The sequence below is a fragment of the Fibrobacter sp. UWB7 genome, from assembly GCF_900142945.1.
Classification (GTDB): domain Bacteria; phylum Fibrobacterota; class Fibrobacteria; order Fibrobacterales; family Fibrobacteraceae; genus Fibrobacter.
The window spans coordinates 1-23,508 of sequence record NZ_FRCO01000007.1; the positions used below are offsets into that span (position 1 = coordinate 1).

18 protein-coding genes are annotated in these 23,508 nt (G+C 48.6%); 10 read left to right on the forward strand and 8 right to left on the reverse strand.

The genetic code is table 11. From position 1 onward, the window contains the following. Positions 1-573 precede the first annotated feature (573 nt). Complete coding sequence (dapA, locus tag BUC30_RS14075; RefSeq protein WP_073442854.1) at positions 574-1,530, forward strand: 4-hydroxy-tetrahydrodipicolinate synthase; 957 nt, start codon at positions 574-576, stop codon at positions 1,528-1,530. Positions 1,531-1,566: 36 nt separating this feature from the next. Next, a complete protein-coding gene (locus BUC30_RS14080; protein ID WP_012820203.1) occupies positions 1,567-2,265 on the forward strand; it encodes a hypothetical protein in 699 nt (232 codons plus the stop codon). Positions 2,266-2,636: 371 nt separating this feature from the next. On the opposite strand, the gene BUC30_RS14085 is transcribed toward BUC30_RS14080, so the two are convergent. The 3 genes from BUC30_RS14085 to surE form a co-directional block, all read right to left on the reverse strand. Then, positions 2,637-4,478 (reverse strand): glycoside hydrolase family 11 protein, encoded by a 1,842-nt coding sequence (locus tag BUC30_RS14085; RefSeq protein WP_073442856.1) that lies wholly within the window; start codon positions 4,476-4,478, stop codon positions 2,637-2,639. 503 nt (positions 4,479-4,981) lie between these two features. Then, positions 4,982-7,693, reverse strand: a complete 2,712-nt coding sequence (gene gyrA, locus BUC30_RS14090) for a DNA gyrase subunit A (RefSeq protein ID WP_012820205.1) — start codon at positions 7,691-7,693, stop codon at positions 4,982-4,984. 14 nt (positions 7,694-7,707) lie between these two features. Next, the gene (gene surE, locus BUC30_RS14095) at positions 7,708-8,529 is read right to left on the reverse strand and encodes a 5'/3'-nucleotidase SurE (protein WP_073442858.1); all 822 of its coding nucleotides are present in this window, start codon (positions 8,527-8,529) and stop codon (positions 7,708-7,710) included. A 138-nt stretch (positions 8,530-8,667) separates the two neighbouring features. Here surE and BUC30_RS14100 point away from each other — a divergent pair, with 138 nt between their 5' ends. The 4 genes from BUC30_RS14100 (at position 8,668) to BUC30_RS14115 (ending at position 14,331) form a co-directional block, all read left to right on the forward strand. Continuing rightward, the gene (locus BUC30_RS14100; RefSeq protein ID WP_244536664.1) at positions 8,668-9,393 is read left to right on the forward strand and encodes a TrmH family RNA methyltransferase; all 726 of its coding nucleotides are present in this window, start codon (positions 8,668-8,670) and stop codon (positions 9,391-9,393) included. Positions 9,394-9,580: 187 nt separating this feature from the next. Next, positions 9,581-10,441, forward strand: a complete 861-nt coding sequence (locus tag BUC30_RS14105; protein WP_073442862.1) for a TIGR02147 family protein — start codon at positions 9,581-9,583, stop codon at positions 10,439-10,441. Between the two features lie 3 nt (positions 10,442-10,444). Continuing rightward, complete coding sequence (locus BUC30_RS14110) at positions 10,445-12,238, forward strand: FISUMP domain-containing protein (RefSeq protein WP_073442864.1); 1,794 nt, start codon at positions 10,445-10,447, stop codon at positions 12,236-12,238. A gap of 11 nt (positions 12,239-12,249) precedes the next feature. Next, complete coding sequence (locus BUC30_RS14115; RefSeq protein WP_073442866.1) at positions 12,250-14,331, forward strand: FISUMP domain-containing protein; 2,082 nt, start codon at positions 12,250-12,252, stop codon at positions 14,329-14,331. Between the two features lie 94 nt (positions 14,332-14,425). On the opposite strand, the gene BUC30_RS14120 is transcribed toward BUC30_RS14115, so the two are convergent. Continuing rightward, on the reverse strand, positions 14,426-15,628 hold the full coding sequence (locus BUC30_RS14120) for a TolB-like translocation protein (protein ID WP_244536665.1): 1,203 nt from the start codon (positions 15,626-15,628) through the stop codon (positions 14,426-14,428). Positions 15,629-15,804: 176 nt separating this feature from the next. On the opposite strand from BUC30_RS14120, the gene BUC30_RS14125 reads away from it, so the two are divergent. The 3 genes from BUC30_RS14125 to ilvD all read left to right on the forward strand — a co-directional run bounded on the left by BUC30_RS14125 (position 15,805) and on the right by ilvD (position 19,653). Further along, on the forward strand, positions 15,805-16,176 hold the full coding sequence (locus BUC30_RS14125) for a hypothetical protein (RefSeq protein WP_073442870.1): 372 nt from the start codon (positions 15,805-15,807) through the stop codon (positions 16,174-16,176). Positions 16,177-16,196: 20 nt separating this feature from the next. Next, positions 16,197-17,690: a THUMP domain-containing class I SAM-dependent RNA methyltransferase gene (locus BUC30_RS14130; protein ID WP_073442872.1), complete on the forward strand. Its 1,494-nt coding sequence runs from the start codon at positions 16,197-16,199 to the stop codon at positions 17,688-17,690. Between the two features lie 106 nt (positions 17,691-17,796). Beyond that, positions 17,797-19,653: a dihydroxy-acid dehydratase gene (ilvD, locus tag BUC30_RS14135; protein ID WP_073442874.1), complete on the forward strand. Its 1,857-nt coding sequence runs from the start codon at positions 17,797-17,799 to the stop codon at positions 19,651-19,653. A 239-nt stretch (positions 19,654-19,892) separates the two neighbouring features. On the opposite strand, the gene BUC30_RS14140 is transcribed toward ilvD, so the two are convergent. Beyond that, positions 19,893-20,189, reverse strand: coding sequence for an STAS domain-containing protein (locus BUC30_RS14140; protein ID WP_073442876.1), 297 nt, complete (start codon positions 20,187-20,189; stop codon positions 19,893-19,895). Between the two features lie 37 nt (positions 20,190-20,226). Then, positions 20,227-20,640 (reverse strand): ATP-binding protein, encoded by a 414-nt coding sequence (locus BUC30_RS14145; RefSeq protein ID WP_073442878.1) that lies wholly within the window; start codon positions 20,638-20,640, stop codon positions 20,227-20,229. A 124-nt stretch (positions 20,641-20,764) separates the two neighbouring features. On the opposite strand from BUC30_RS14145, the gene BUC30_RS14150 reads away from it, so the two are divergent. Continuing rightward, a complete protein-coding gene (locus BUC30_RS14150) occupies positions 20,765-21,250 on the forward strand; it encodes an NUDIX hydrolase (RefSeq protein WP_073442880.1) in 486 nt (161 codons plus the stop codon). Positions 21,251-21,396: 146 nt separating this feature from the next. On the opposite strand, the gene BUC30_RS14155 is transcribed toward BUC30_RS14150, so the two are convergent. Both BUC30_RS14155 and BUC30_RS14160 read right to left on the reverse strand, forming a co-directional pair. Beyond that, on the reverse strand, positions 21,397-21,885 hold the full coding sequence (locus BUC30_RS14155) for an LptE family protein (RefSeq protein WP_244536666.1): 489 nt from the start codon (positions 21,883-21,885) through the stop codon (positions 21,397-21,399). A gap of 102 nt (positions 21,886-21,987) precedes the next feature. Continuing rightward, positions 21,988-23,454 (reverse strand): carbohydrate binding domain-containing protein, encoded by a 1,467-nt coding sequence (locus BUC30_RS14160; protein WP_073442884.1) that lies wholly within the window; start codon positions 23,452-23,454, stop codon positions 21,988-21,990. Positions 23,455-23,508: the final 54 nt, after the last annotated feature.

Here is a 23,508-nt window from a genome sequence, read left to right on the forward strand (position 1 = left end):
TTGAGTCCTTTAAGAAAAAGCGCAAATTCATCTCTTGTCATTTTAAATCCTCATATAACGGCAAGGATCATTCCCCACCTATTACATTAACACGCGTTTTTCAAGAAATTATTCCAAATTTTTTTTGATTTTTGCGTAAAATGATTTAAACACAGAAAAAGGCGGTCTTTGCCAAATGATTTTGAACAAATTCTCAACATCAAGTCGGGGCGTTACGGGGGCGGCGTCTGAGTCCCCGTTTCGAGGGGGTGATGGAAGACTTGCCCTGTGTTAAAAATTAACTGGATCATTCGCTTCGCTCAGGATGACGAGGAGGGCAAGGCTGCAATCAGGGGACAACTGCTTACGGCGAGTATCGCGACAGACCGTTTACGGGCTGACATGATCGAGCCGAACAGTTGGGACTTTAGTCCAATCCTCCCCCACCAACCTTAACTAGATTGCCGCGTCGCTTCGCTCCTCGCAATGACGTTTTTCAAGCTACATCTCTTGATTTACAGGGCTTTAAAATCACTACATTTTTCGCTCGTATTTTGTTCTTTGTCATTCTTCTAATACTATATTTAGGTTACTATGCAAATTACAAACGCTTCTCAACTTACTGGTGTTTTCCCCGCGTTGTTCACCCCGCTCAAGAACGACGATCCTAAGAACCTTCGCAACTCCATCGACTATAAGAAGATGGGGCAGATGATTGACGATGTTATTGCAGCTGGTGCTAGTGGTGTGCTCCCCGCCGTGACGACGGGCCAGAGTGCAACGGTCTCTCCGCAGCAGCACTTGGATATCATTAAGTTCACGCTCGACTACGTTGACGGTCGCGTCCCTGTGATTGCAGGCGCAGGCTCCAACTGCACGCGCGAATCTATCGAGATGATCGAAAACGTTTTGAAGATTGCTCCGGTGGCAGTCCTCTGCGTTACAGGCTATTACAACAATCCGCCGCAGGAAGGCTTGCTCAAGCACTACCAGACACTCAGTAGCGAAACGGGTGCCAAGATCGTTATTTACAACGTTCCGGGTCGAACCTCCAGCTATGTGCATCCGGACACTTTGATTGCTCTTGCCGAAGACAAGAACATCATCGGTCTCAAGCAGGCGGTTGAATTTGGTTTTGGCGAAAAGTTCCACGAAGACACGATGCGCGTCATCAAGGAAACGAAGGGCAAGGACTTCGCTGTGATGAGTGGTGAAGACGGTCTCTTTGCTGACCTCCTTGAAATGGGCGGCACGGGTATCGTGAGCGCAACGGGCAACATCCCGGAAGCTTGCAAGACTTTCGTTGACCTCTACAAGGCTTTCCAGGCTGGCGACAAGGACAAGGCTCACAACTTGCAGAAGGAAGCTCGTGACTACATCGACGCCACGTTCTGCCGCAAGAACCCGATTCCTCTCGGAACGCTCTTCAACAGCCCGTTGTTCCAGCCGCTCGTAAGCGTGAAGGACACGGCTAACGGTGCTGACGCTGTTGCTCGCATCATGAAGCTCATCGACGAGAAGGCCCAGAGCTTGAAGAAGTATCACGCCTAATAGGCAGTAGGAAGACTTTTTAACAGGAGAATCACAATGGCTAAGAATGAAAAATCCGTTACCGACTTGGTCTGCGAACACATCAAGAAGCAGAAGCTTCTCCCGATTCCGGTGCAGACTCTGAACGAAGAAGCCGAAGCTACTCGCTACTTCGGTGGCGACCTCAAGGAATTCTTGGCAGCAGCCAAGACTCTCGGCGCAAAGGGAATCTTCGTTGAAACACTTTATCTGGAAGACGACGAATTCTACTACGACAGCGGCATCGATGACGAAGAATACCTCGCCATGAACGGCGCTGACGGTAGCTGCACTTGCGGCTGCGGTGACAACTGCGACTGCAAGAAGGGCGACAAGAAGAAGTCCAAGAAGGCTGACGACGACAAGGTCGACGGCGTGTTCCTTGAACCGGAAGACCTCGACGGTCTTGACCTCTCTCTCCTCCGTCCGGAAATTGCAAAGTTCCTCGACCGCGTTGGCGAATGCTGTGGCGTGCGCTTGACGGTTCCGGGTGTGGACCACCTCGAAGTCGAAATCTTCGCTGACTGGTACGACGAATTCGCTGAACTCGTGGACGAAGCTTCTGAAATCATCGAAGAAGATCCGAACGGCGCTCTCGAACAGGTCGAAGCCATGTTCAAGGAAGCAGAAAAGGCTGCTAAGGAAGAAGACAAGAGCGTGAAGAAAATTTCGGCACATCCCCCGAAAAAGACCGCAAGCGCTAAAGCTAAGAAGTAAATCCTTCAGAGCGCTTGCTCTCGCAAAAGCGTGCAAAACGAGCGTCGCGAAATTATGCTTGCATAATTTCATGACCGAGTAAAGCCGCGGACGCTGAAAGCGTCAATCACGACCCGTTAATACGGGTCGCTTTTTGCTCACGGAAATCTAAGAAGTAATCTTAAGTAATCTTCGACTTTAGACAAAGTAATAACATGAGTTCCGTTGCGGGACTCGCGTTTTTTTTGTGCGTGAGACGCGCGGCATCTCCCCCCAAAAAAAATCTCGCGGCATTTCCGAGGCGCGCACTCAAGCATCACGCGGAATTGCACAACATGCAAAAACGCTCCCCGACGGGGAGCGTTTTTACAGTCTTTAGGAGGAGAGACTTGTTACTTCACGGCGACGCGCTGCATAAAGTTGCCCTGCTTCACCATGTAGATACCGGAGTTCTTGAAGTTAGCCTTCAGAACCTGAGCAGCAGAGGCGATAGCGTCGAGCTTCACAGTGCCGAGGAAACGGCCCTGCATGTCGAACACCTGGAAGTTTCCGCTCTTGAGTTCCATCTTCGGTGCAGCAATGAGACCAATCGTTTGGCTGCTAGAAGATTCAACCTTTGCTTCAGAAGAGCTAGACACCGGTTCATCCTTTGCCACGTAGACCTTTGCATGCGGGAAGTCTGCCGTACCAGAAACGCCACCGCCATTGCTGCCCGCTTCGCCGAGCACCTTGGCTTCGTAGAGCTTACCCATCGTCATGCCAAGTTCTTCCCACTTCTTCATGTGAGCGGAAATGTTGATGACGCCACAATCACGAGCTTGCTTACGGACGCTGAAATACTGGTAGAATTCGACGTTGCCACTAGACTTGATTGCAGGACCTGTACGAGTGTTGCGATAGACATCGTATTCGGCACCGTCAATCGTGAATGTACCATACTTCTTGTTGCCAACCCAGTCACCCGGGCGGTACTGGCTCAACCAGTTATCGACCACATAGTATTCCACCAACTTGCTCTGCGTTCCCGGCACGCCTTCCATCCAGCCATAGACTCCCACATAGGAGTAGTCAGCGCCATTAACATTCTGCTTCACGAGCTTGTATTCAGCAAGCATATCGCCATCAAGTTCCTTGTAGGTCTTGTCGCTATTGAATGACAGGCCCGAACGGCAGAGATAGTCACCAGCGTTCTGGAAAGAGCAAGACATAGAGCCATCGGAATAGAACGTTGCCGAACCGGACGTTGCACGGTCATACCAAAGTTCATAACCAATTCCGTTGATGGAGCCCACCTTGTTGCCGTTTTCGGTCTTCTTATCGCCAGTGTGCTGAGCATCCTTGCAGAATTCAGTGCTGACAACAGGACCAACGCCACTACCCTTCGAAGAGCTGGACTTTGGCGTTACTGTAGAAGAGCTGGACTTCACAGAAGAGGAAGAAGCCGGATCAGAGCCGTTTTTCACATAGACCTTGGCATGCGGGAAGTCCATATGACCGCCACGAACTTCGCCATTGACGTTACCCGCTTCGCCAAGCACCTTAGCTTCGTAGAGCTTACCCATGGTGAGACCCATCTTTTCCCACTGTCTCATGTGTTCAGAAATATTGATGGTACCGCAATCGCGAGGCGAGGTACGCACGCTGAAATACTGATAGAACGTCACGTTACCGCTGTTCTTAATAGCCGGACCTGTACGGGTATTGCGATAAACAGTATAGGTACCGCCGTCAACCGTAATGGTACCCTTTCTTTCGTTACCAATCCAGCTACCCGGCATGTCATTGGCGAGGGTGTTATCAATCACGTAGTATTCGACCAACTGGCTAGGCGTTCCAGAAACGCCTTCCATCCAGCCATAGATACCGATATAAGAGTAACCCACATTCTGGGCACCGCTCTTCACAAGCTTGAACTCGGCAATCATATCACCACCAAGTTCCTTGTAGGTCTTGTTACTGCCGAGGGAAAGGCCCGCACGGCAGAGATAGTCCTTAGCACCAGTGATATTGCAGTCCATGGAACCGTCGCTATAGAACGTAGCGCTACCGCCATGGCCGTTTTCATCCCAAAGTTCGTAACCGATATCGCCGATTTTACCAGTCTGGTTCGAGGTAATCGTCACTTTCTGACCGGAATGCTGAGCATTGGTACAGAAATCCTGGGCAAAAGCACCAGAAGCAAGTCCAAACGAAAGGACTAACCCAATCTTGGCTGCACTAGAAATTTTTTTCATAATAATGATACTCCTCACATTTTATTATGCTGAACATAATATATGAGCGGCAGATGAAAAAAGACCGACATTAAACAAATGTTTGTTGTTTAGAAAAACAACGACAATAAGTTTACATTATACGACCGCTCGGCTCTGTTGCAATCAAAAATTTCGTCTTCGCCTCGCTCTCGCCTTCACGACCCGTCAACACGGGTCGCTTCGGGCTCACGGATACGACCGCTCGGCTCTTTTGAAATACAAGACTCCGTACTCGCCTCGCTCTCGCCTTCACGACCCGTCAACACGGGTCACTTCGGGCTCACGGATACGACCGCTCGGCTCTCCTGAAATGCAAGACTCCGTACTCGCCTCACACTCGCAACCACTCCAGTTCAAAAGAACTGGGGCTTTGTTGCTCACGGCACGCCCGCTCGGCATAAAAAAAGCCTCTTCCCGGAAACTCCAGGAAGAGGCTAAAGCGACGTTCGGGAACTAACGTTCCACTGTTACAAGGTTCACGATTATTCTTCGGTTTCCGTTGGGCCGATTTCCTGCTTTTCGGCATCATCCTTGACAACGGAATCGTCATCGACTTCTACGCCCTTAACCTTGTCGAAAGTTTCCTTGGCATCGGCGCTATCTTGTTCGATATCTTCGACGCTCGGGAGTGCAGTTGCATCCTTCACGACATCGCCATCGCGCAGCGTGATTGCCTTGACTCCCTGGGCATTGCGGCCCGTGAGGCGGATATCGGCAGCCTTGATACGGATGACCTGACCATCCTTACTTGTGATGATCAAATCGTAATCGTCAGCAACGCTTTCGACGAACACGGCGGCACCAATCTTGTCTGTAACGTTCAAGTTGCGGACACCCTTGCTACCACGGCGGGTCACACGGTAAGAACCCGGTTCAGAACGCTTGCCATAACCCTTTTCGGTGATGGTCAAAATCTTGTTGCCGGCCTTGAGCCACAGGAGCGAAATGACTTCGTCGCCTTCGGCGAGCGTAATGCCCTTCACGCCGTGCGTGCCACGACCCATAGCGCGGAAGCAGCTAATCGGGAACGTGACGGCCTGACCGTTCTTAGTCGCAATCATCAAAAGATCCTTCGGAATCGGGCGGTTGGCGAAGTCTTCGGCATCGCCAGATTCAGATTCTTCGGCAATAGCGGCTTCGGCAGCCTGAGCTTCAGCGGCGTTTTCAACGGCTTCTGCGGAATCGTCATCAGAGGCATTCTTGCTCGCTTCGTATTCTTCAGCAGACATGCCCACGAGCTGGACCTTGACCAATTCATCGTCTTCATCGAGGCTAATGGCATTGACGCCAGCCTTGCGCGGACGGCTAAACAGCGTGAGGTCCATCTTGTTGATGATACCCTTCTTGGTCGCAAACACGAGGCAGAAGTAGCCACCGAACTTGCGCACCGGCACAATCGCCTGCACCTTTTCGCCTTCCGTGAGAGCGACAAAGTTCACAATCGGGCGGCCCTTGCCATTGCGGGCGCCTTCCGGCAAGCGGTAGACCTTCGTCCAGTAGACACGGCCCTTGTTCGTAAACACGAGCAAGTAGCTGTGCGTGCTAGCCGTGAAGATCTGCTCCACGTTATCTTCGTCCTTGAGGCCTGCACCGATGATGCCTTTACCACCGCGGTTCTGAGCCTTGAACGTATCAATCGGGAGGCGACGGATGTAGCCTTCCTTGCTGAGCGTGATGACCTGTTCTTCTTCGGCAATGAGGTCTTCGTCATCGCTATCGTCAATAGCTTCGCCAATCGTCGTACGGCGTTCATCGCCATACTTGTCAACAACAGCATCGAGCTTCTGGAGCATGATGGCAACGCGGCGTTCGCGCTTTTCCAAGATGTCCTTCAAGTCAGCAACAGTTGCAATGAGTTCGTTGTATTCGGCTTCCAACTTTTCGATATTCAAGCCGACCAACTGAGCAAGGCGCATATCAACGATTGCCTGAGACTGGATTTCGTCGAGCGAGAAGCGATCCTGCAAGCTCTGCTTTGCAATTTCGGTCGTCTTGCTCTGGCGAATAATCTTCACGACTTCGTCGATGTTCTGCGTTGCAATACGTAAACCTTCAATGATGTGTAGGCGAGCGGCAGCCTTCTTCAAGTCGAACTGCGTTGCACGCGTAATCACATCGAGGCGGTGGTCAATGTAGACCTGCAAAAGATCCTTGAGCGTAAGGAGCTTCGGGAGGTTATTGACGAGTGCCAAGTTGTAAATGCTAAACGTCGTCTGCAGCTGCGTGTACTTGAACAAGTTATTCAAGACAACTTCACCAACAGCATCACGGCGGAGTTCAATCACAATGCGGATGTCACGGCTCGATTCATCGCGGATGTCCGTAATGCCATCGATACGCTTGTCGCGGACGAGGTCTGCAATCTTCTTGCAGAGTTCGGCCTTGTTCACCATGTACGGAATTTCGGTGACGATGATACGCGGTTTGCCCTTTGCATCCGTTTCAATTTCGGTACGGGCGCGCACACGCACACGGCCATGACCCGTGAGGTAAGCTTCGCGAATGCCAGAACGGCCACAGACAATAGCACCTGTCGGGAAGTCCGGGCCCTTCACATATTCCATGAGGTCTTCGCCAGTCAAGTCTGGATTTTCAGCCAAAGCATGGATAGCGGCACCGACTTCGCGCAAGTTGTGCGGAGCCATATTCGTCGCCATACCTACTGCAATACCCGATGTTCCGTTCACAATCATGTTCGGGAGCGCAGACGGGAGCACCAGCGGTTCTTCGAGCGATTCATCGTAGTTCGGGCCCATGTCGACCGTCTCTTTTTCGAGATCTTCGAGCATAAGGGCGCCAAGGTTGTTCATCTTCGCTTCGGTATAACGCATGGCAGCCGGGCTGTCACCATCAATAGAACCGAAGTTTCCCTGACCAAACACCAGCGGATAGCGCAACGAGAAATCCTGCGCCATACGGGCAAGAGTATCGTAAACAGCAACGTCACCATGCGGGTGGTACTTACCGATAACATCACCCACGATACGGGCGGACTTGACCGTTCCCTTATTCGGAACCACGCCCAACTTGTGCATACTGTACATCACGCGGCGGTGCACGGGCTTAAAGCCATCGCGCGCATCCGGCAATGCACGAGCGACAATAACGCTCATCGAGTAGCGAAGATAGCAGTCCTGCATGTCTTGTTCGACAAGACTCTTGAACTGCGATCCAGGTACCATTTCTTCAGACATTAGTTAACCTCAAATTAGTGGGAAGTAAAATCATCACTTCCCAGCATTTCACTTATCACTTCTAAACTTTTTTCATCGGTCTGGTCTATGCGGTGCGGTGTGATTGTCGCATAGCCCTTATCGAGCAAGTTGTCGTCCGAACCCTCAGGAGCCTTCGACCACAGCTTTTCGCCATCCAAAAACCACAAGCCATCCTTGTGATCATAGTGATCGGTAAACATTCCACTGTCCATCGTACAAGCCTTGAATCCAAGGAATTCATCGTCCTTGACTTTCGGGAAATTCACATTCCAGAACACGCCCTTGGAAATTTTCTTGAACAGGTTCTCAGAAACAATCTTGCGTGCAAAATCAATCGCCACCTGCAACAGGTTGCCTTTCAATCCACGCAGCGAAAGCGCCACCGCAGGCACACCCCAAAGGGCGGCTTCACGAGCACCGGCAACCGTCCCCGAATAAAGCGACGACACACCGGAATTTTCGCCCACATTGATTCCCGAAAAACACACATCAAAGCCTTCGGGAACAATCGTGTTATCATCAAGTCCGTAATTGGCAAAATGCCCTATGGCAAATTTTACGCAGTCCGCAGGAGTACCCGAAACCGAGAAAACCTCATACGGCAACTTCGCCTTCCCCGGGACAGCTTCGATATGCTGGACGCGCAACCCGCGACGAATCGTAAAGGCGTGACCGACACCACTCTGTTCGTCTTCAGGCGCAAAAACATAGACATCGGAAACCTCGCTCAAAGCTAGAGCAAGAGCATGCAAGTTGACACTACCAACGCCATCGTCGTTAGTGATTAAAACCCTAGTTTTCCGTATTTTTTCCATTTATACGAAATTTAGAAAAATGGGTGGAAAAACTGTTTCAAAATCCCTAAAAACACTCGTAAAAAAGCCTTTTTTTAGCCGCTTAAAGGGTAATTTTCTATCATTGAAAACATGTACACAGAACCTAAATTTTTAGCCATGAAAGAGCCCTCAAAATTCAAGAGGCTTGCTGAACTTTTACGAGTAATCATCTTGCAGTTAGGCGACGATGTTCCCCGCGCCCGCCGTGAATTCGAGACCTACACCGAATGGCTCCACCTGCCCGAATCCGAGAGATTAACAGGCAAAAACCAAGCGCAAATGATTGACTTGTACAAGACGTTCCGCACCCGCGCAGGGCTTGGCTTTGAACGCGACGTGTACTTGGAACAGGAACCGGGTGACCGCGAAGTCGCAAACGAGAAGCCCATCCAATTCGCCGTGCTCGTGCACAATTTGCGCAGCGCATTCAACGTGGGTTCCATCATCCGCAGCACCGACTGCTTTGGGCTCGAAGGCGTGCACCTCAGTGGCTACAGTTGCAGCCCCGACCACGTGACCGTCAAAAGCGCCGCCCGTGGTTGCCAGGAATGGATCCCCATCAAGCGCTGGGACAGCCCCTTCAACTGCATTAAATGGCACAAGGAAAACGGCTACGAAATCATCGCCCTTGAAACCGGCGAAGACATCCCGAGCATAAACAACGTAAAGTGGCCCGAAAAAGGACTCATCGTCCTCGGCAACGAAGAACTCGGCATCGCCCCGGAAATCATGGCAGAAGCAACCATGAAAGTGACCATTCCAATGGCAGGCCGCAAGGCAAGCATGAATGTCGCAGGCGCATTCGCCATCATGGCATTCTGCCTCCGCAGTAACGCGAAATAAAAACATCCAGCCAGATATACTGCAAAATACGTTCCAAAACGGTTTTGTTTTATATCTCGCCGATTTTGTTTTATATAATCAAAATTTTCATTTCAGAACACAGTAAAAACATTTAAATTGCTTATTTTTAAGCATTTTTGTTTTATTACGCATTGTTTTCCACAAGCATTTTGTGTATTTTTTCAGCATGCTTAAATCCGTAATCGAATACCAGGATTACCACCAATACATCCTGGACTTCTACACCGAAAAGAAGCGCACATCAGCCTTCACGTGGAGAGAGTTTGCAAAACAAGCTGGTTTTGCATCCGGATCTTACCTCAAACTCGTCAGCGACCACAAAACACGCCTTGTAGAAGAGGGCGCTCACAAGACCGCCATCGCCATGCAACTGCAAAGTTTTGAATACGACTACTTCATGTTGCTTGTCCGATACGAGAACGCCAAAAACGACAATCAAAAAAAGAAATGCTTCGAAGAAATCCAGCAAATCACATCAGCGCATAATGTCAAATTGCTCGGCAGCGAATCTTACTCTTATTACGAATCTTGGATTCACTCCGTTGTTCGCGAAATCGCCCCCGCCATGCCAGGCGCAAAGCCTCTCGAAATTGCCAAAGCCATCCGCATCCCGGTCACTGCAGCCGAAATAAGCGACAGTTTAAATTTCCTTGTCAAGAACAATTTTTTGACCGTAGACGAAAACGGCAATTACCATCAAACCGACAAACTAATTTCAACGGGGCGCTTAGACTTTGTCTCTATCCCCGTTCATTCGCTGATACGGCAAATGGGCGAATTTGCCTTGCAAGCATTCGATGACCTCCCCATCTCGGAAAGATTCTTCAGCGGTCTCACCATGGGCGTTACCGAAAAAAGTTACAACCAAGTCATGGAAGAACTGAAAGAGTGTCGTCGAAAAATTTTCGCAATTGTCTCTGCCGAAGACGAAGTCGAAAAAATTTGCAGACTCAACGTGCAACTGTTCCCTTTAACAAAGACAATTAAGAAGCAACCTACAGAAGATCCGTCGAGCAGCGAGGTTTAGAATATGAAACGATTTTCCTTAAAACTTTTTAATGCACTTGCAATTATCGCAAGCATTTGTGCTTGTGGAGGCCGCGACACCGCAGGCGGAATCAGCGAAGAAACCGAAGGCGTGGCCATCAACAACAAGACCATTGAAGGCGTTTCGCAAAAAGGCCCGTTTGCAAAGGGTTCCAGCGTATACCTCAGAGAAACAAACAAAGACGGAAGCCTCACCCCTACCGGCAAGGAGTTTTACGCCACCATTCGAAACGATGCCGGCGAATTCAAGATTGAGAACATCAATCTCGAAAGCCAATACGCATTACTGACCGCCGAAGGATTCTACCAAAGAGAATTTACGAAAAGTTTTTCGGACTGCTCCATTTCTCTAAATGCAGCAAGCGACATTAGCAATCGCAATTCCACGAACATCAACTTGTTCACGCACTTTGAATACCCACGCATTTTGAACCTCGTCAACTCCGGGATGTCATTCAACGCCGCCAAAACTCAAGCCGAAAAAGAAATATTCGCCCAATTCGGTTACGAAAAACACGAGCACTCCGCAGAAGACCTTGACATTAACGGACAAACCGAAGAAGATCGTATTTTGTACGAAGTCAGCGAAATGGTGGATAGAAACTTCTACATCGGAGAGTATATCTCGATTTCCAAAACCGTTCACAGAGATTACAGTTTCTCCTGCAAAGAAGTAAAAGCACTCATCGACAGCATCGCCAACGATTTCGCGACAGACGGAATCCTTAACAACAGCTTAACAGAAAAAATAGCCGCATACTCGTTCGTATTCCAAAAAGAGAACGCAACAAACGTCTTAAGTCGTTACGAAAATCTCGGCACATGTACCCAAGATAATCTTGGCCAATACACCAAGCTGCAATTTGCAATTCCCATAGAAATAATAAGTATACCAACCGCCCCTGAAACAGACATATCCTTCGCTTACGAATACGCGATTTGTACAGGCAAAAAATGGTTTCTCCTTTATGGCGAACAATTCGAAAATTCAACAAAGAAGATAGAACACCAAACAGGCTCCATGACCGACCCTAGAGATGGCAAAACCTACAAAACAACAAGTTTCACCTTTAAAGGGGAAACTTATGAATGGATGGCAGAAAATCTTCAATTTGCTGGTGATTCAGCAACACAAAACGAAGAACACCAAAAAGGCATTTATACACGAGAAGAAGCTTTAGTCCTAAAGGACAGCTCATTCATTCAACATTACGAAGCGGTGCTAGACAGGAAAGAAATCATTTATCAAGGAATCTGTCCTGAAGGTTGGCATATTCCAAATACTAAAGAATGGAAAGCTCTTCTTGAATATGTAGGTTCACCTAGCAACTTATACAGCAAAGATTGGAACAAAATCTACTTTACTAATAGAATACTAGAAGACAACATCGAATTCGGAGCAATACCTACATTTTTCGAGCCCATTGCAACAAATCATAACTCCTTTGTACCATACGCACACTTCATTGCATTTGCTTATGCACAAATAAATGAAAATTATTCTACTTGCAAAACAGGCTCACCCGAAGAACTCGAAGAGGTCAGTTGCGATACAAAAGGAGACATCACCTTTGATGTAAACAGCGATTACATCTACGATAACACTCCTCTCAGACAATCCAATTTCTATTCCGTTTTTTTCGGTTCATCAGCAAGACTACTGAATAATACGGGTTATTTTCCAACCCTAATAATCGACTTTTGGAACACCAATTACAAAACACTCAAATCAAATGTTCTAGACCTTAAACTCAACGTTCGTTGTGTCAAAAATTAAAGGAGGAAACCATGCTTATCAAATCTTTTTTCAATGGGCTCATCGCAACTCCCATACTGGCACTAAGCCTGCTATTTCAGGCATGTAGCAACGAGTCAACGTTCAGCCCAATTGCATCCAATGGCGAAAGCGACGCTGTCTTATCAGGAGAAACCGTATCGGGAATTTCGCAAAAAGGGCCATTCATCAAAGGTTCAACCGTTACACTCTACGAACTCGACGAGCAACTGCACCAAACAGGAATTCACTATTCCACAACAATAGACAACGACGAAGGCAAGTATCACATCGATAGCGTAGTCCTAAGCAAGCCTTACGCATGGATGATTGTCAAAGGTAATTTTATCAACGAAATTACTGGGAAAAGATCCTACACCCCCATCACATTGAATGGTCTTGTCAAAATCGAAAAAAACAAAGACATCAACATCAACATTCTAAGCCACTTGGCATTTAACAGAATCCAATACCTAGTTCAACAAGGTTTAAACGTTACACAAGCCCAAAAGCAAGCCGAAATTGAAGTTCTCAAAGCCTTCAACATCGATGATGACGGGACGCCTTTCGAAAACATGGATATTTTCGCCAATGGCGAAGGAGACGCAAAGCTTTTAGCGATTACACTTATACTCCTCAACCAATACGATGGAAACATAGCCCAAACCATTGATTTTTTGGCACAAATCACATACGATCTAGAAACAGACGGCGTATGGAGCGATACGACTTTAAAGAATAGAGTAAAAGAGAACTCCTATTCAGCGACATACGGGACATTCAATTCAGCCCGAAAAAACATGAAATTCATGAAAAAAACGATTCCAGACTTTGAAAAGTATATCAACAAATTTATTTCACCGGAACATCAAGGATTAGCGTGGGGACATTGTAAAAACGAAGGCGAGTTACAAAAGAACAACTCAGGTCTAGACTCAATCCACATCTGCCATGATTCTACATGGGTCGAATACACAGGCTTCAGAAGTTTGAGCGATCCCTTTGTTGACACAACTGGCAAATTCGGAACTTTAGTCGATTCTCGTGATGGTCATGTTTATAAAACGCTCACCTTAAAGTTTGAGAACGGAGATTCTGCCGTATGGATGGCAAATACACTTGAATTTAATAAAACTGAACTTGAATTTAATAAAACTGAATACGTATATGAAGATATATATACAAAACTATGTCCTGACAATTGGCACATTACGAGCAAAAAAGAATGGAACAACATGCTTGAACTGATCCAAAAGAATTACCAATATGGAGAGCTATTATTCGACCAAGGCTTTGATTTTTATCGGGGTAGCGAATACTACGTGTCCACAACGGATGAGTATATAAGCAACAACTATTCAAAAGGTGAAGTTTACCAAACAAGTGGAACATTCAATCCAAACTATGTAACCAGCGGTACCGAGAAAATACGCTGCATCAAAGATTACCCAAAGCCAGAAAAAATACCTGTAGATACAGCAAAGTATGGAAAGCTCATCGACAATCGTGACGGAAATGTCTACAAGACACTCGACATAGAGATGTCTGATGGAACCACAGTCACTTGGATGGCAAGCCTTTTGGAATTCGAAGCGCCGGCAACAACGGATTCCAACACATATTATGCTCCTCAACACTTCCCTGGATACGGCAGAACTTACACATATAAGCAGATTCTCAACAAGCCCGACGATGCGGATACAACCGAGCTCTACCCACTACTCTATGCAGCTGAAAGCGGAGAAAAGATTCAAGGAATATGTCCAGAAAAATATCACATTCCAAATTACCATGAATGGGACAAGCTATTAGAAATCTCCCAAAGCAATGAACAAATTAAGCAATTGCTCATTTACCCTCAACAGGACTTCAACAAAAGAACAAACACCTACGCCTTTTACGATGAAAGCCTTGTAGACAATTTCAACATTACCGGAAATCATGATCGAGAAAAAGAAGTCGTTTCACCTTGGAGATGGACATTTACAGCTACGATGCAGCCATTTACCCGCACATCCATAATCGGGAAAAAATTGAGTTACGAATCCGAATACTACTACAGACCTCCACATACACTTCGTTGCGTAAAAGACTAAAGCAAAGACCCGCGAACCAATTTCGCGGGTTTTATTCACACTTAAGCAAAGCTATGACAAAGCCCGGTATTACCGGGCTAATGTTTTGCAAAAATTACTTCGCCGGAGCAAGCGCCTTCACGGCATCGGTCAAGCGGTCAATAGCCTTGATGAGTTCATCCATCTTGGCATCGCTTACGCCACCGGCAATGGCAGCAGCCGTCGCATTCGCAGCCGTTTCAACAGCCTTTGCAGCAACCGGAGCAGCGCTCACCGGGACCTTACCAAACCAGATATCCGGCCAGCGGTCGTTGCCACTATTGTACGTGATACGCGTTGCAGTTTCAACCGGTTCGCCAATCTTCCAAATATAGAGTTCGTAGTCGAACAAGTCGTGGTCATGGCCCTTGTCCGTTGCTCCCCACACAAGCCACTTGCCATCCGGCGAGAGGCGCGGGAAGTATTCATGACTGCGACGACCCGGCAAGTCCATCAGCTTCACGTTCTTCGGGATACCAAAGAAGCCGACCTTTTCTACCTGTTTGCCGTCCTTAGCCGTGAACCACAAAATTTCACTCGGAGCAGCCGTACCACCGTTACCCGTGGGGTTTACACGGTAGAGCTTGGAGCCATCGAAATTCCAGTCAATCTGGCAACCGTCGCCGGACTTGGTCCAGGCGTTCTTAGCCAAATCCCACACGCCCGTTTCACGCATCGAACCGCGAAGCGTAATCGCGAGGTGCTTGCCATCCGGACTCATGTTCGGTTCCTGCAAAATCACGCCAGCCTTCTTGAACGCTTTTTCGCCATCAAGCACAAGCGTTTCTTTTTTGCTCGCGAGATCCATCGTAAAGACCTTGCCGGCACGGCTAAACACAATGGACTTGCCATCCGGGCGCCAAGTGCCCCAAGTTGCATTTTCGACAATCTTCGTTTCGTTCGTACCGTCAATACCGACAGTCCACAAATCCCACTTTTCCGGGTAATTTGCATCATTTTCAGGAACCCAGCCGGCCTTGCTACGATTAAAAAGCACTTTCGAGCCATCTGGAGCGACACGCGGGAACCAGTCTACATTATTGCTCTTGGTCAGCGCACGGGCATTCGTTCCGTCAGCATTCATAATCCAAATATCATGGAGAGAATTCGCACGGCTCGTAGACCAGACAATAGCCCCTTCGAGCTTGCCCTTCAGGGCATCGAGAGCCTTCAGTTCTTCAGGAGTCGGATCCACAGATGCACCCATCGGAGCGCCCTGTGCAGCAAAAGCAGATGCGGCCAAAAAGCCAATCGCAGAAATCAACACAAACTTTTTCATAATCATACGTAAAAGATAGTAACACGAGAAATAAATATTTCAAAACCCAAGTTCAAGAACGCATCATCTAGGCAATCGTATCCGAGAACACAAAGGGAACATTTAAAACTTACGAAAATCTGTTTTTTATTACGAAAACGAAATGTCAATATAGATTTACAATCCGAGGAAAGATTATGAAGTTTCAAATTTTTAGATGCTTACTATTGGCAGGCATTCTTGCCACTGCATGGAATTGCTCCGAAAGCGCAGCAACTCAAGATTCTGCATCAAATAAGACTTCAGACCTCCAAATTCCGCAAAATATCGTCGTTAGCGAACCCAGCTACTTCTACCAGCTCGGGGCTAACTACTACGTTATCGCACCCAAGACAATGACCGTCAGCGACGGTTCCGGGAACGTCATCGGCACGTTCAACACATCCACAGGCGCCATCATGTCGCTCTCCGGCGAAATCATCGCCATCAACCTGGACTTGAGCAAGCTCCCCATGATTGCCCCAACGGTACCATCCAAGGACCTGATCGCCGTTGACCTGGACTCCTAGCAATTTTTATATTGCAGTCCATGAGTGACGCTCTCGAAAAACGCATCAAGAAACACATCATCGGAAAACCGCACCGCTTTTTAGCCGTTTCTCCGCTTGGTTTTGAACAAACTCTTTCGAGAGAATTAGAAATCATTTTAGGCGAAAGCGCAACGGAACAGCCACACGCCACTGGGGACGGCAAAGTCGAATTTACCACAAAGCTCACTGAAGCGTGGAAAGTCGTCGCCATAAGCCGCATCGCAAACCGCGTGCTCATGGAAGTCGCCAGTTTCAAAGCCGAAAACTTCCGCGATCTCGAAAAGAAAGCCGCCGAAATCCCATGGGAACTGTATTTTGACAAGAGAACGGGCAACGCCCTACAGACGAGAGACGAGAGTGACTACAGCAACGTCACCCTGAGTGATACGAATGGTCCAGTAAAATCTGATAACGCATTAAACATCCACGTTACTTGCAAGCATTCCCGCCTGTACCACAGCGGCGCCATCGCCGAACGTTTGTATAAAATAATAGAAGGGGTAAGTGTCCCCCTCGCTTCTGCCGACACGGCATCCGCTACCCCCTCTGCGGGGACACCCCGCAACGCCCCGTCGCAAAACGAGAATCGCAGCATTCAACAAAATCTTTATGTCAACTTTCTTGACGACCGCTGCACCATCTGGCTCGACCTCGCCGGCGAAGAACTCTATAAACGTGGTTTTGAACGATTCGTGAACGACGCTCCGCTCAAAGAAACCATCGCCTCCGCGATGATCTTCGAAGCACTCCACTTCCTACCGTCTACTTCCTACTGTCTACTAGATTTAATGGCCGGTAGTGGAACGTTCAGCCTCGAAGCCGCCTGCATTGCAAACAAAATCATTCCCGGCACATGCCGCGATTTTGCACTAAAGCACCAGCCCGCCTTCAAAGAAGCCTCGTGGAATTTTATAACGCGAACCGTCACCCAGAACGATACAAGAGGCGATACATCAACATCCGTCACCCTGAACGAAGTGAAGGGTCCAGTAAAGTCTTGCAATGCGACAAAGCATCCCATCATCGCTAAAATCCTCACGAGCGACATTTCCGAACGCGCGGTAAACATCATCAAGCACAACATCGAATGTAGCCCGCTCGCACAAATCGAACCTGCGCCAATCGCACCGCAGCAAAAAGATTTTTTCAGCTACTCAGCCAAAGAAATTGCAGATGCCTGCGGCGACTCCTCGCCCATTCTCGAGCTGAACCCGCCCTACGGCAAACGCCTTGATTTTGACGCTCCAAAGCTTTACACGCAAATAGGTAAAAAACTAACGGAACTCGCCCGCGACCTGCACCATTTCGGCAAATCGCTCACAGTCGCCATCCTCGCCCCGAAAGACGACACCCGTGATGGCGCCAAGTACACCTGCACTACAAACCTTTTGCGCGAATGCCCCGCCCTTTCGAGAGAACATTCCACAACCGCCAAAGTCATCCAAACAAGCCACGGCGGCTTTAGCCTCAACGCCTTCTTTGCTACAATCTAGGCGCCTCGCCATTTTCATCACAAGAATTAATTTTCTAACTTATAACCGAAATTTAAGGTGGCATATATAATGCCACTAGAATTATTAAAGACAAAAAAGGATCATTATGCCGAAACTTCGTTCGCTCAAGACTATGGAAGGCCGCGAAATGGCCGGTGCACGTGCCCTTTGGCACGCAACAGGAACCAAGGTTGAAGACTTTGGTAAACCCGTCATTTGCGTGGTGAACAGCTACACCCAGTTTGTACCGGGGCATGTCCACCTCAAGGATGTCGGTCAGGTTGTCGCACGCGCGATCGAAGCTGCCGGCGGTGTCGCCAAGGAAATGAACACCATCGCCGTGGACGACGGTATCGCCATGGGCCACGACGGCATGCTCTACAGCCTTCCCTCCCGCGACCTCATTGCAGACGCTACCGAATACATGGCAAACGCCCACCGCGCCGATGCCCTCGTTTGCATCTCCAACTGCGACAAGGTGACTCCGGGTATGCTCATGGCTGCCATGCGCCTCAACATCCCGGCAATCTTCGTTTCCGGTGGTCCGATGGAAGCAGGCCACGTCACGACGAAGGACGGCAAGGACCGCGCTCTCGACTTGATCGACGCCATGATCGATTCTGCAGACAACACCATCAGCGATGAAGAAGTTGCCGACATCGAAGCCAACGCTTGCCCGACTTGCGGTTCCTGCTCCGGCATGTTCACCGCAAACTCCATGAACTCCCTTACCGAAGCCCTCGGCCTTAGCCTCCCGGGCAACGGCACCATCGTCGCTACCCACGCCGAACGCAAGAAGCTCTTCGAAGCCGCCGGAAAGCGCATCGTGGAACTCTGTCACCAGTATTACGATTTGAACGACGAAAGCATCCTCCCGCGCAGCATCGCCACGAAGGACGCCTTCGAAAACGCCATGCGCCTCGACATCGCCATGGGCGGTTCTTCTAACACCGTTCTCCACTTGCTCGCCGTCGCTCAGGAAGCTGGCGTCGACTTCACCATGAAGGACATCGACCGCCTCTCCCGCAACACGCCGTGCATCTGCAAGGTCGCCCCGACCGTCCACAACATCCACGTTGAAAACGTGAACCGCGCTGGTGGCATCATGGGCATCATCGGTGAACTCGACCGCATGGGCCTCATCCACAAGAGCGCAAAGACTGTTCACGCCGCCACGATGGGCGACGCTCTTGAAGCCAACGACCTCAAGCGTAACCCGACTGCCGAAGCCAAGCAGCGCTACCTCGCAGGTCCGGGCCGCAAATACAACATCGAAGCCTTCTCACAGAACTTCATGTACCCGGATCACGACCTCGACCGCGCAAACGGCGCTATCCGCGATGGCGAACACGCTTACACCAAGGACGGCGGCCTCGCTGTTCTTTACGGTAACCTCGCTATCGACGGCTGCATCGTGAAGACCGCAGGCGTTGACGAATCCATCTGGAAGTTCACCGGTCCGGCAATCGTGTTCGAAAGCCAGGAAGAAGCAGTGAACGGCATTCTCGGCAACAAGGTGAAGGCAGGCGACGTCGTCGTCATCCGCTACGAAGGCCCGAAGGGTGGTCCTGGCATGCAAGAAATGCTCTACCCGACCTCTTACCTCAAGAGCCGTCACCTCGGCAAGTCCTGCGCCCTCCTCACCGACGGTCGTTTCTCCGGCGGTACGAGCGGTCTCTCCATTGGCCACGCTTCTCCGGAAGCCGCCAACAAGGGTAACATCGGCCTCGTGCACACGGGCGACGTCATCGAAATCGACATCCCGAACCGCACCATCAACGTGGAACTCACCGACGAAGAACTCGCCGCACGCCGTCAGGAAATGGAATCCCGTGGTGCCAAGGCGTGGAAACCTGAGAACCGCGACCGCGTTGTGTCCAAGGCACTTCAAGCATATGCAGCAATGGCCTCTTCCGCAGACAAGGGCGCAGTCCGCGACCTCAGCCTCATCGGCGTGAAGTAATAACTGTCGAGTCGCCGGTCATAATCGTGAGCCGTAGGGCGACTCGTATTAACGAGTCGTCGGAGGCGAGAGGCGGCGAGGTATCGCAGTGTAAATTGCAATCGAGCCGCCGGTCGTCACATGGTGCTGTCAGAGACCTGTCTCTGATTGGCGTGAAGTAATTAAAGGAATTCCCCGCATACAAAAAACGGCACCGCGCAGGTGCCGTTTTTTCATCCATACAAATTTTTTAAACCAAACTACACGACCGTCAAAATGTCCGAGAATCCCGTCACCTCAAAAATTTCCTTGATTTCATCGCAGACATTCTTGATGGTCATCTTGCCTTGCTTGTTCATAATCTTCTGGGCAGAAAGCAACACGCGCAATCCCGCCGAAGAAATATAAGTCAGCTTGGCAAAGTCAAATTCCAAGTCCGTGACACCTTCCAATTTGCCCTGAATTTCAGCTTCGAGCAAAGGAGCCGTCATCGTATCCAGACGCCCTTCTAAAGCGAAAGAGGTATTGGAACCATCCACATTTTTTTCGATTTTCATTATCAGCCTCTCTTTGTATTTTTAAATCTACAATAAATTAACCTAATTTTTTCACAACGGTTAAAACATTCTTTTGGCCATCACGTTTGTACTCAACGCCATCCATGATTTTCTTCACGAGGAATATTCCGAGCCCGCCAATTTCACGGTCTTCAGCCGAAAGCGAAACGTCCGGATCCGTCTTCTTAAGCGGATCGTATTCCACCCCCTCATCAATAAAGGTCAGCTTTGCAGTCAGCACATCTTCATTGACATTCAGGATAAGCTTCATATTCGACGAACCAGAATAACGAACAACGTTACTAAACAGTTCATCAATGGCTACGCCAATCTGCATGATAGCCTTAGGCGACGGATTCAGCGGCTCCAAGGAGCTTTCAACAAAATCAGTCAAAGTCCTAACATTTTCAAATTTTGAATCTACGACGATTTCTTTAACCCAATTCTGCATAGTACCAGCCAAAAGTTTCGTAAATCATACAATAATTATACATTTATCTCGCGCAATTTGTCAATATTTCTGCAAAAAGCCCTAAAAAATGTGTTTAAAAGCAAACAATTCTATATTTTCCCGCATGATAAACACAACCCTTTGCTACATCGAACAAGACGGCAAGTACCTGCTGCTCCACCGCATCAAAAAGAAAAACGACATCAACAAGGACAAGTGGATCGGCATTGGCGGAAAGTTCGAAGAATGGGAATCGCCCGAAGATTGCATCCACCGCGAAACGCTCGAAGAAACAGGCCTCACGCTCATCCGCCCCAAGTACCGCGGCATCGTCACGTTCATCAGCGACGGCATGGACCAGACCGAATTCATGCACCTCTTTACCGCAACCGAATTTACTGGATCCATCAAGGAGTGCGATGAAGGCGTACTGGAATGGGTGGACAAGCAAAAAGTAAAAGAACTCCCCCACTGGGACGGTGACCTGATATTCCTAGCCCTCCTGGAACGCGGCGAGCCATTCTTTTCGCTCAAGCTCACCTACAAAGGCAGCACGCTCACAGAAGCTTTACTGAACGAAAAGCCAGTGACACTACAGGATTTTCTGTAGCAATGTGATTTTCCGCAAATTTTTGGGGAATTATTCAAAGCAGGGCTTAACAAAGTGCTTTAAATTAAGCATATTTGTGATACTCCAAACCAACCCCAGACTCGGCAAGATGCGTACTCCTACGATATTGCCGAGTCGCTTTTTTTTTACCACTTAGCAAGGGCGTTCGAGACAATCAAGTCCTGAAGCTTTTCAACGGCACGCGTCTGACCATGGCGGTCTTCGGTCTCGTTCGCTTGGACGTCATAGACACCATCCGCAGAGAGCGACTTGCTTTCGTAGATGATTCGTTCTTTTACGTTATCGTAAAATTTAACTTCAACACGAATCGTAACACGGTACGTTTCAACGTCACTATTGCTGTTGTAGTTTTCAGGCTTGTTTGAATAGCTTAACAAAGTAATTTCAAAATCTGCATTGGCTTCGCCGTTCACAAGTCGCACACCGCCCGCGTTGCGCTTGAACATATCGACAACCGCCGTATGGATGTTGTTCGCAAGCACCGGGTCCAAAGTTTTATCATCAACTTCATGAATGTTGACTGTCTTGATGTGACTCGGGAGCGTACTTGCAGTAAAGCTATAGCATCCCGAAAACGAGCACGCAAACATCGCCACAACCAAAGCGCAAAACAAACGAGAAAATTTCTTACAGCAAAACATAGTTGAAATTTAAAAAAAAGCCCACAGCAACAAAATTGCCATGGACTTCGCATAATACGTTTTAACCGATTTCTGCTATTTCACAGAGAAAATCTTGTTGAAAGAACCTTCCTTTACAACATACAATCCCTTTTCAAGCTTCATCGAATTCAATTTCGACTGGACATCGCCCATACGAGTTCCTTTCAGCTTACAGACAAAACCACCCTTCATGTTGTAGACGCTAAGAGTTCTTTCATCCGAAAGCACACGCACATCGTTTGCAATACCAATCGTACCTTCAACTTTGCTCAGCACCACGTTGTCAATGAACACACTGCCCGTAGCAAGCCCAGCATTAAAGGAAACACGACCATTTTCGTCCGTAGCCTCATTCATCGTGAACACAATTTCAAAGTTCTTTTTATCAGTACCGAGATCAAATGTTTTTGCCTCGCCCAAATAACTCGTCCACGGATCGGTATCCTTTTCGATATTCACTTCGAGCGTTCTCGCCGCAGATGCATAGGCATCAAAAGTCACCTTGTAGCTTTTACCCTTTTCGTAATGAATACCGTTCTGGATCATTTGTATGTCATAGGCATTCGTACCCGTCTTGGTCACGTTGATTTCAGCCTTGCCCTCAGTCAACTTCAAGGATCCTTCGCCGCTATGTTGCTGCAAAGTCCAGCCCGCAAGCTTGAGCGAGTCCGAGAAAGAGCCGTTAAACACGGAATCCCTATTCGTCGGAACTTCAATCGGAGGCGTAATGTTGGCACCATCCAGAGAATACTGTTTCACGAAATTCCAGATGTCAGAAACATCAGCCTTGGAAGGGCTATGGCCACGGCCTTCAAGCTTAAGGTGTTTAATATAAACGCCTTCATCGCAAGGGCCCCAAGTATACATCGTCGCCCTGTTTTCACTATTGGGATAATTATTTTGAACTTCGGCCTGAGACGGGCAATGGAACTGATCACGGTAATTCTTGATAAAGCCTTCAACCTGGCTGTAATTCAAGACATCGTCACTTGTTCCATGCGGGTGAATGATAGGCACAGGACGCATCGCCTTTGACGCACCCATCACATTTGTACCAGATGTTGGCGCAAACGCTGCTATTTTATCTGCAATTTTGCTCATAGCATGGTAAGTGAACATGCCACCCATCGAGAATCCCGAAAGGTAAACACGCTTTTGGTCAATGTCATATTCCTTGACCATCTGTTCGATAATTTGTACCACCCATTTTGTATCCTTGTCACCGCTGATATCCCAGGTACTCATCCCTGTCCCACCTCTAGGATACACGACGACAAAGCCCGCCGTATCGGCAACCGCTTCCCAATGCGTATTGGACTGTTGGTAATTGGGGTCTTGGTCCATGCCATGGCACGAAATGAGCAATGGGCTCTTGGGCGCTAGATTGCTCGGCGCATACACGTGGATATCTCTACCCGACACCGATTCTTTTTTATAGTCGTTTAGCGATTTTCCGCCACCGCCGCCCCACTGGGCAAAAGAGAACGATGCGGCTACTAAAAGCAGTAAAGGAAATTTCATGTTTGTACTCCTCTAGATTCCTTCCTTGTTTACCCATTGTTCTCTTCCTTTCCC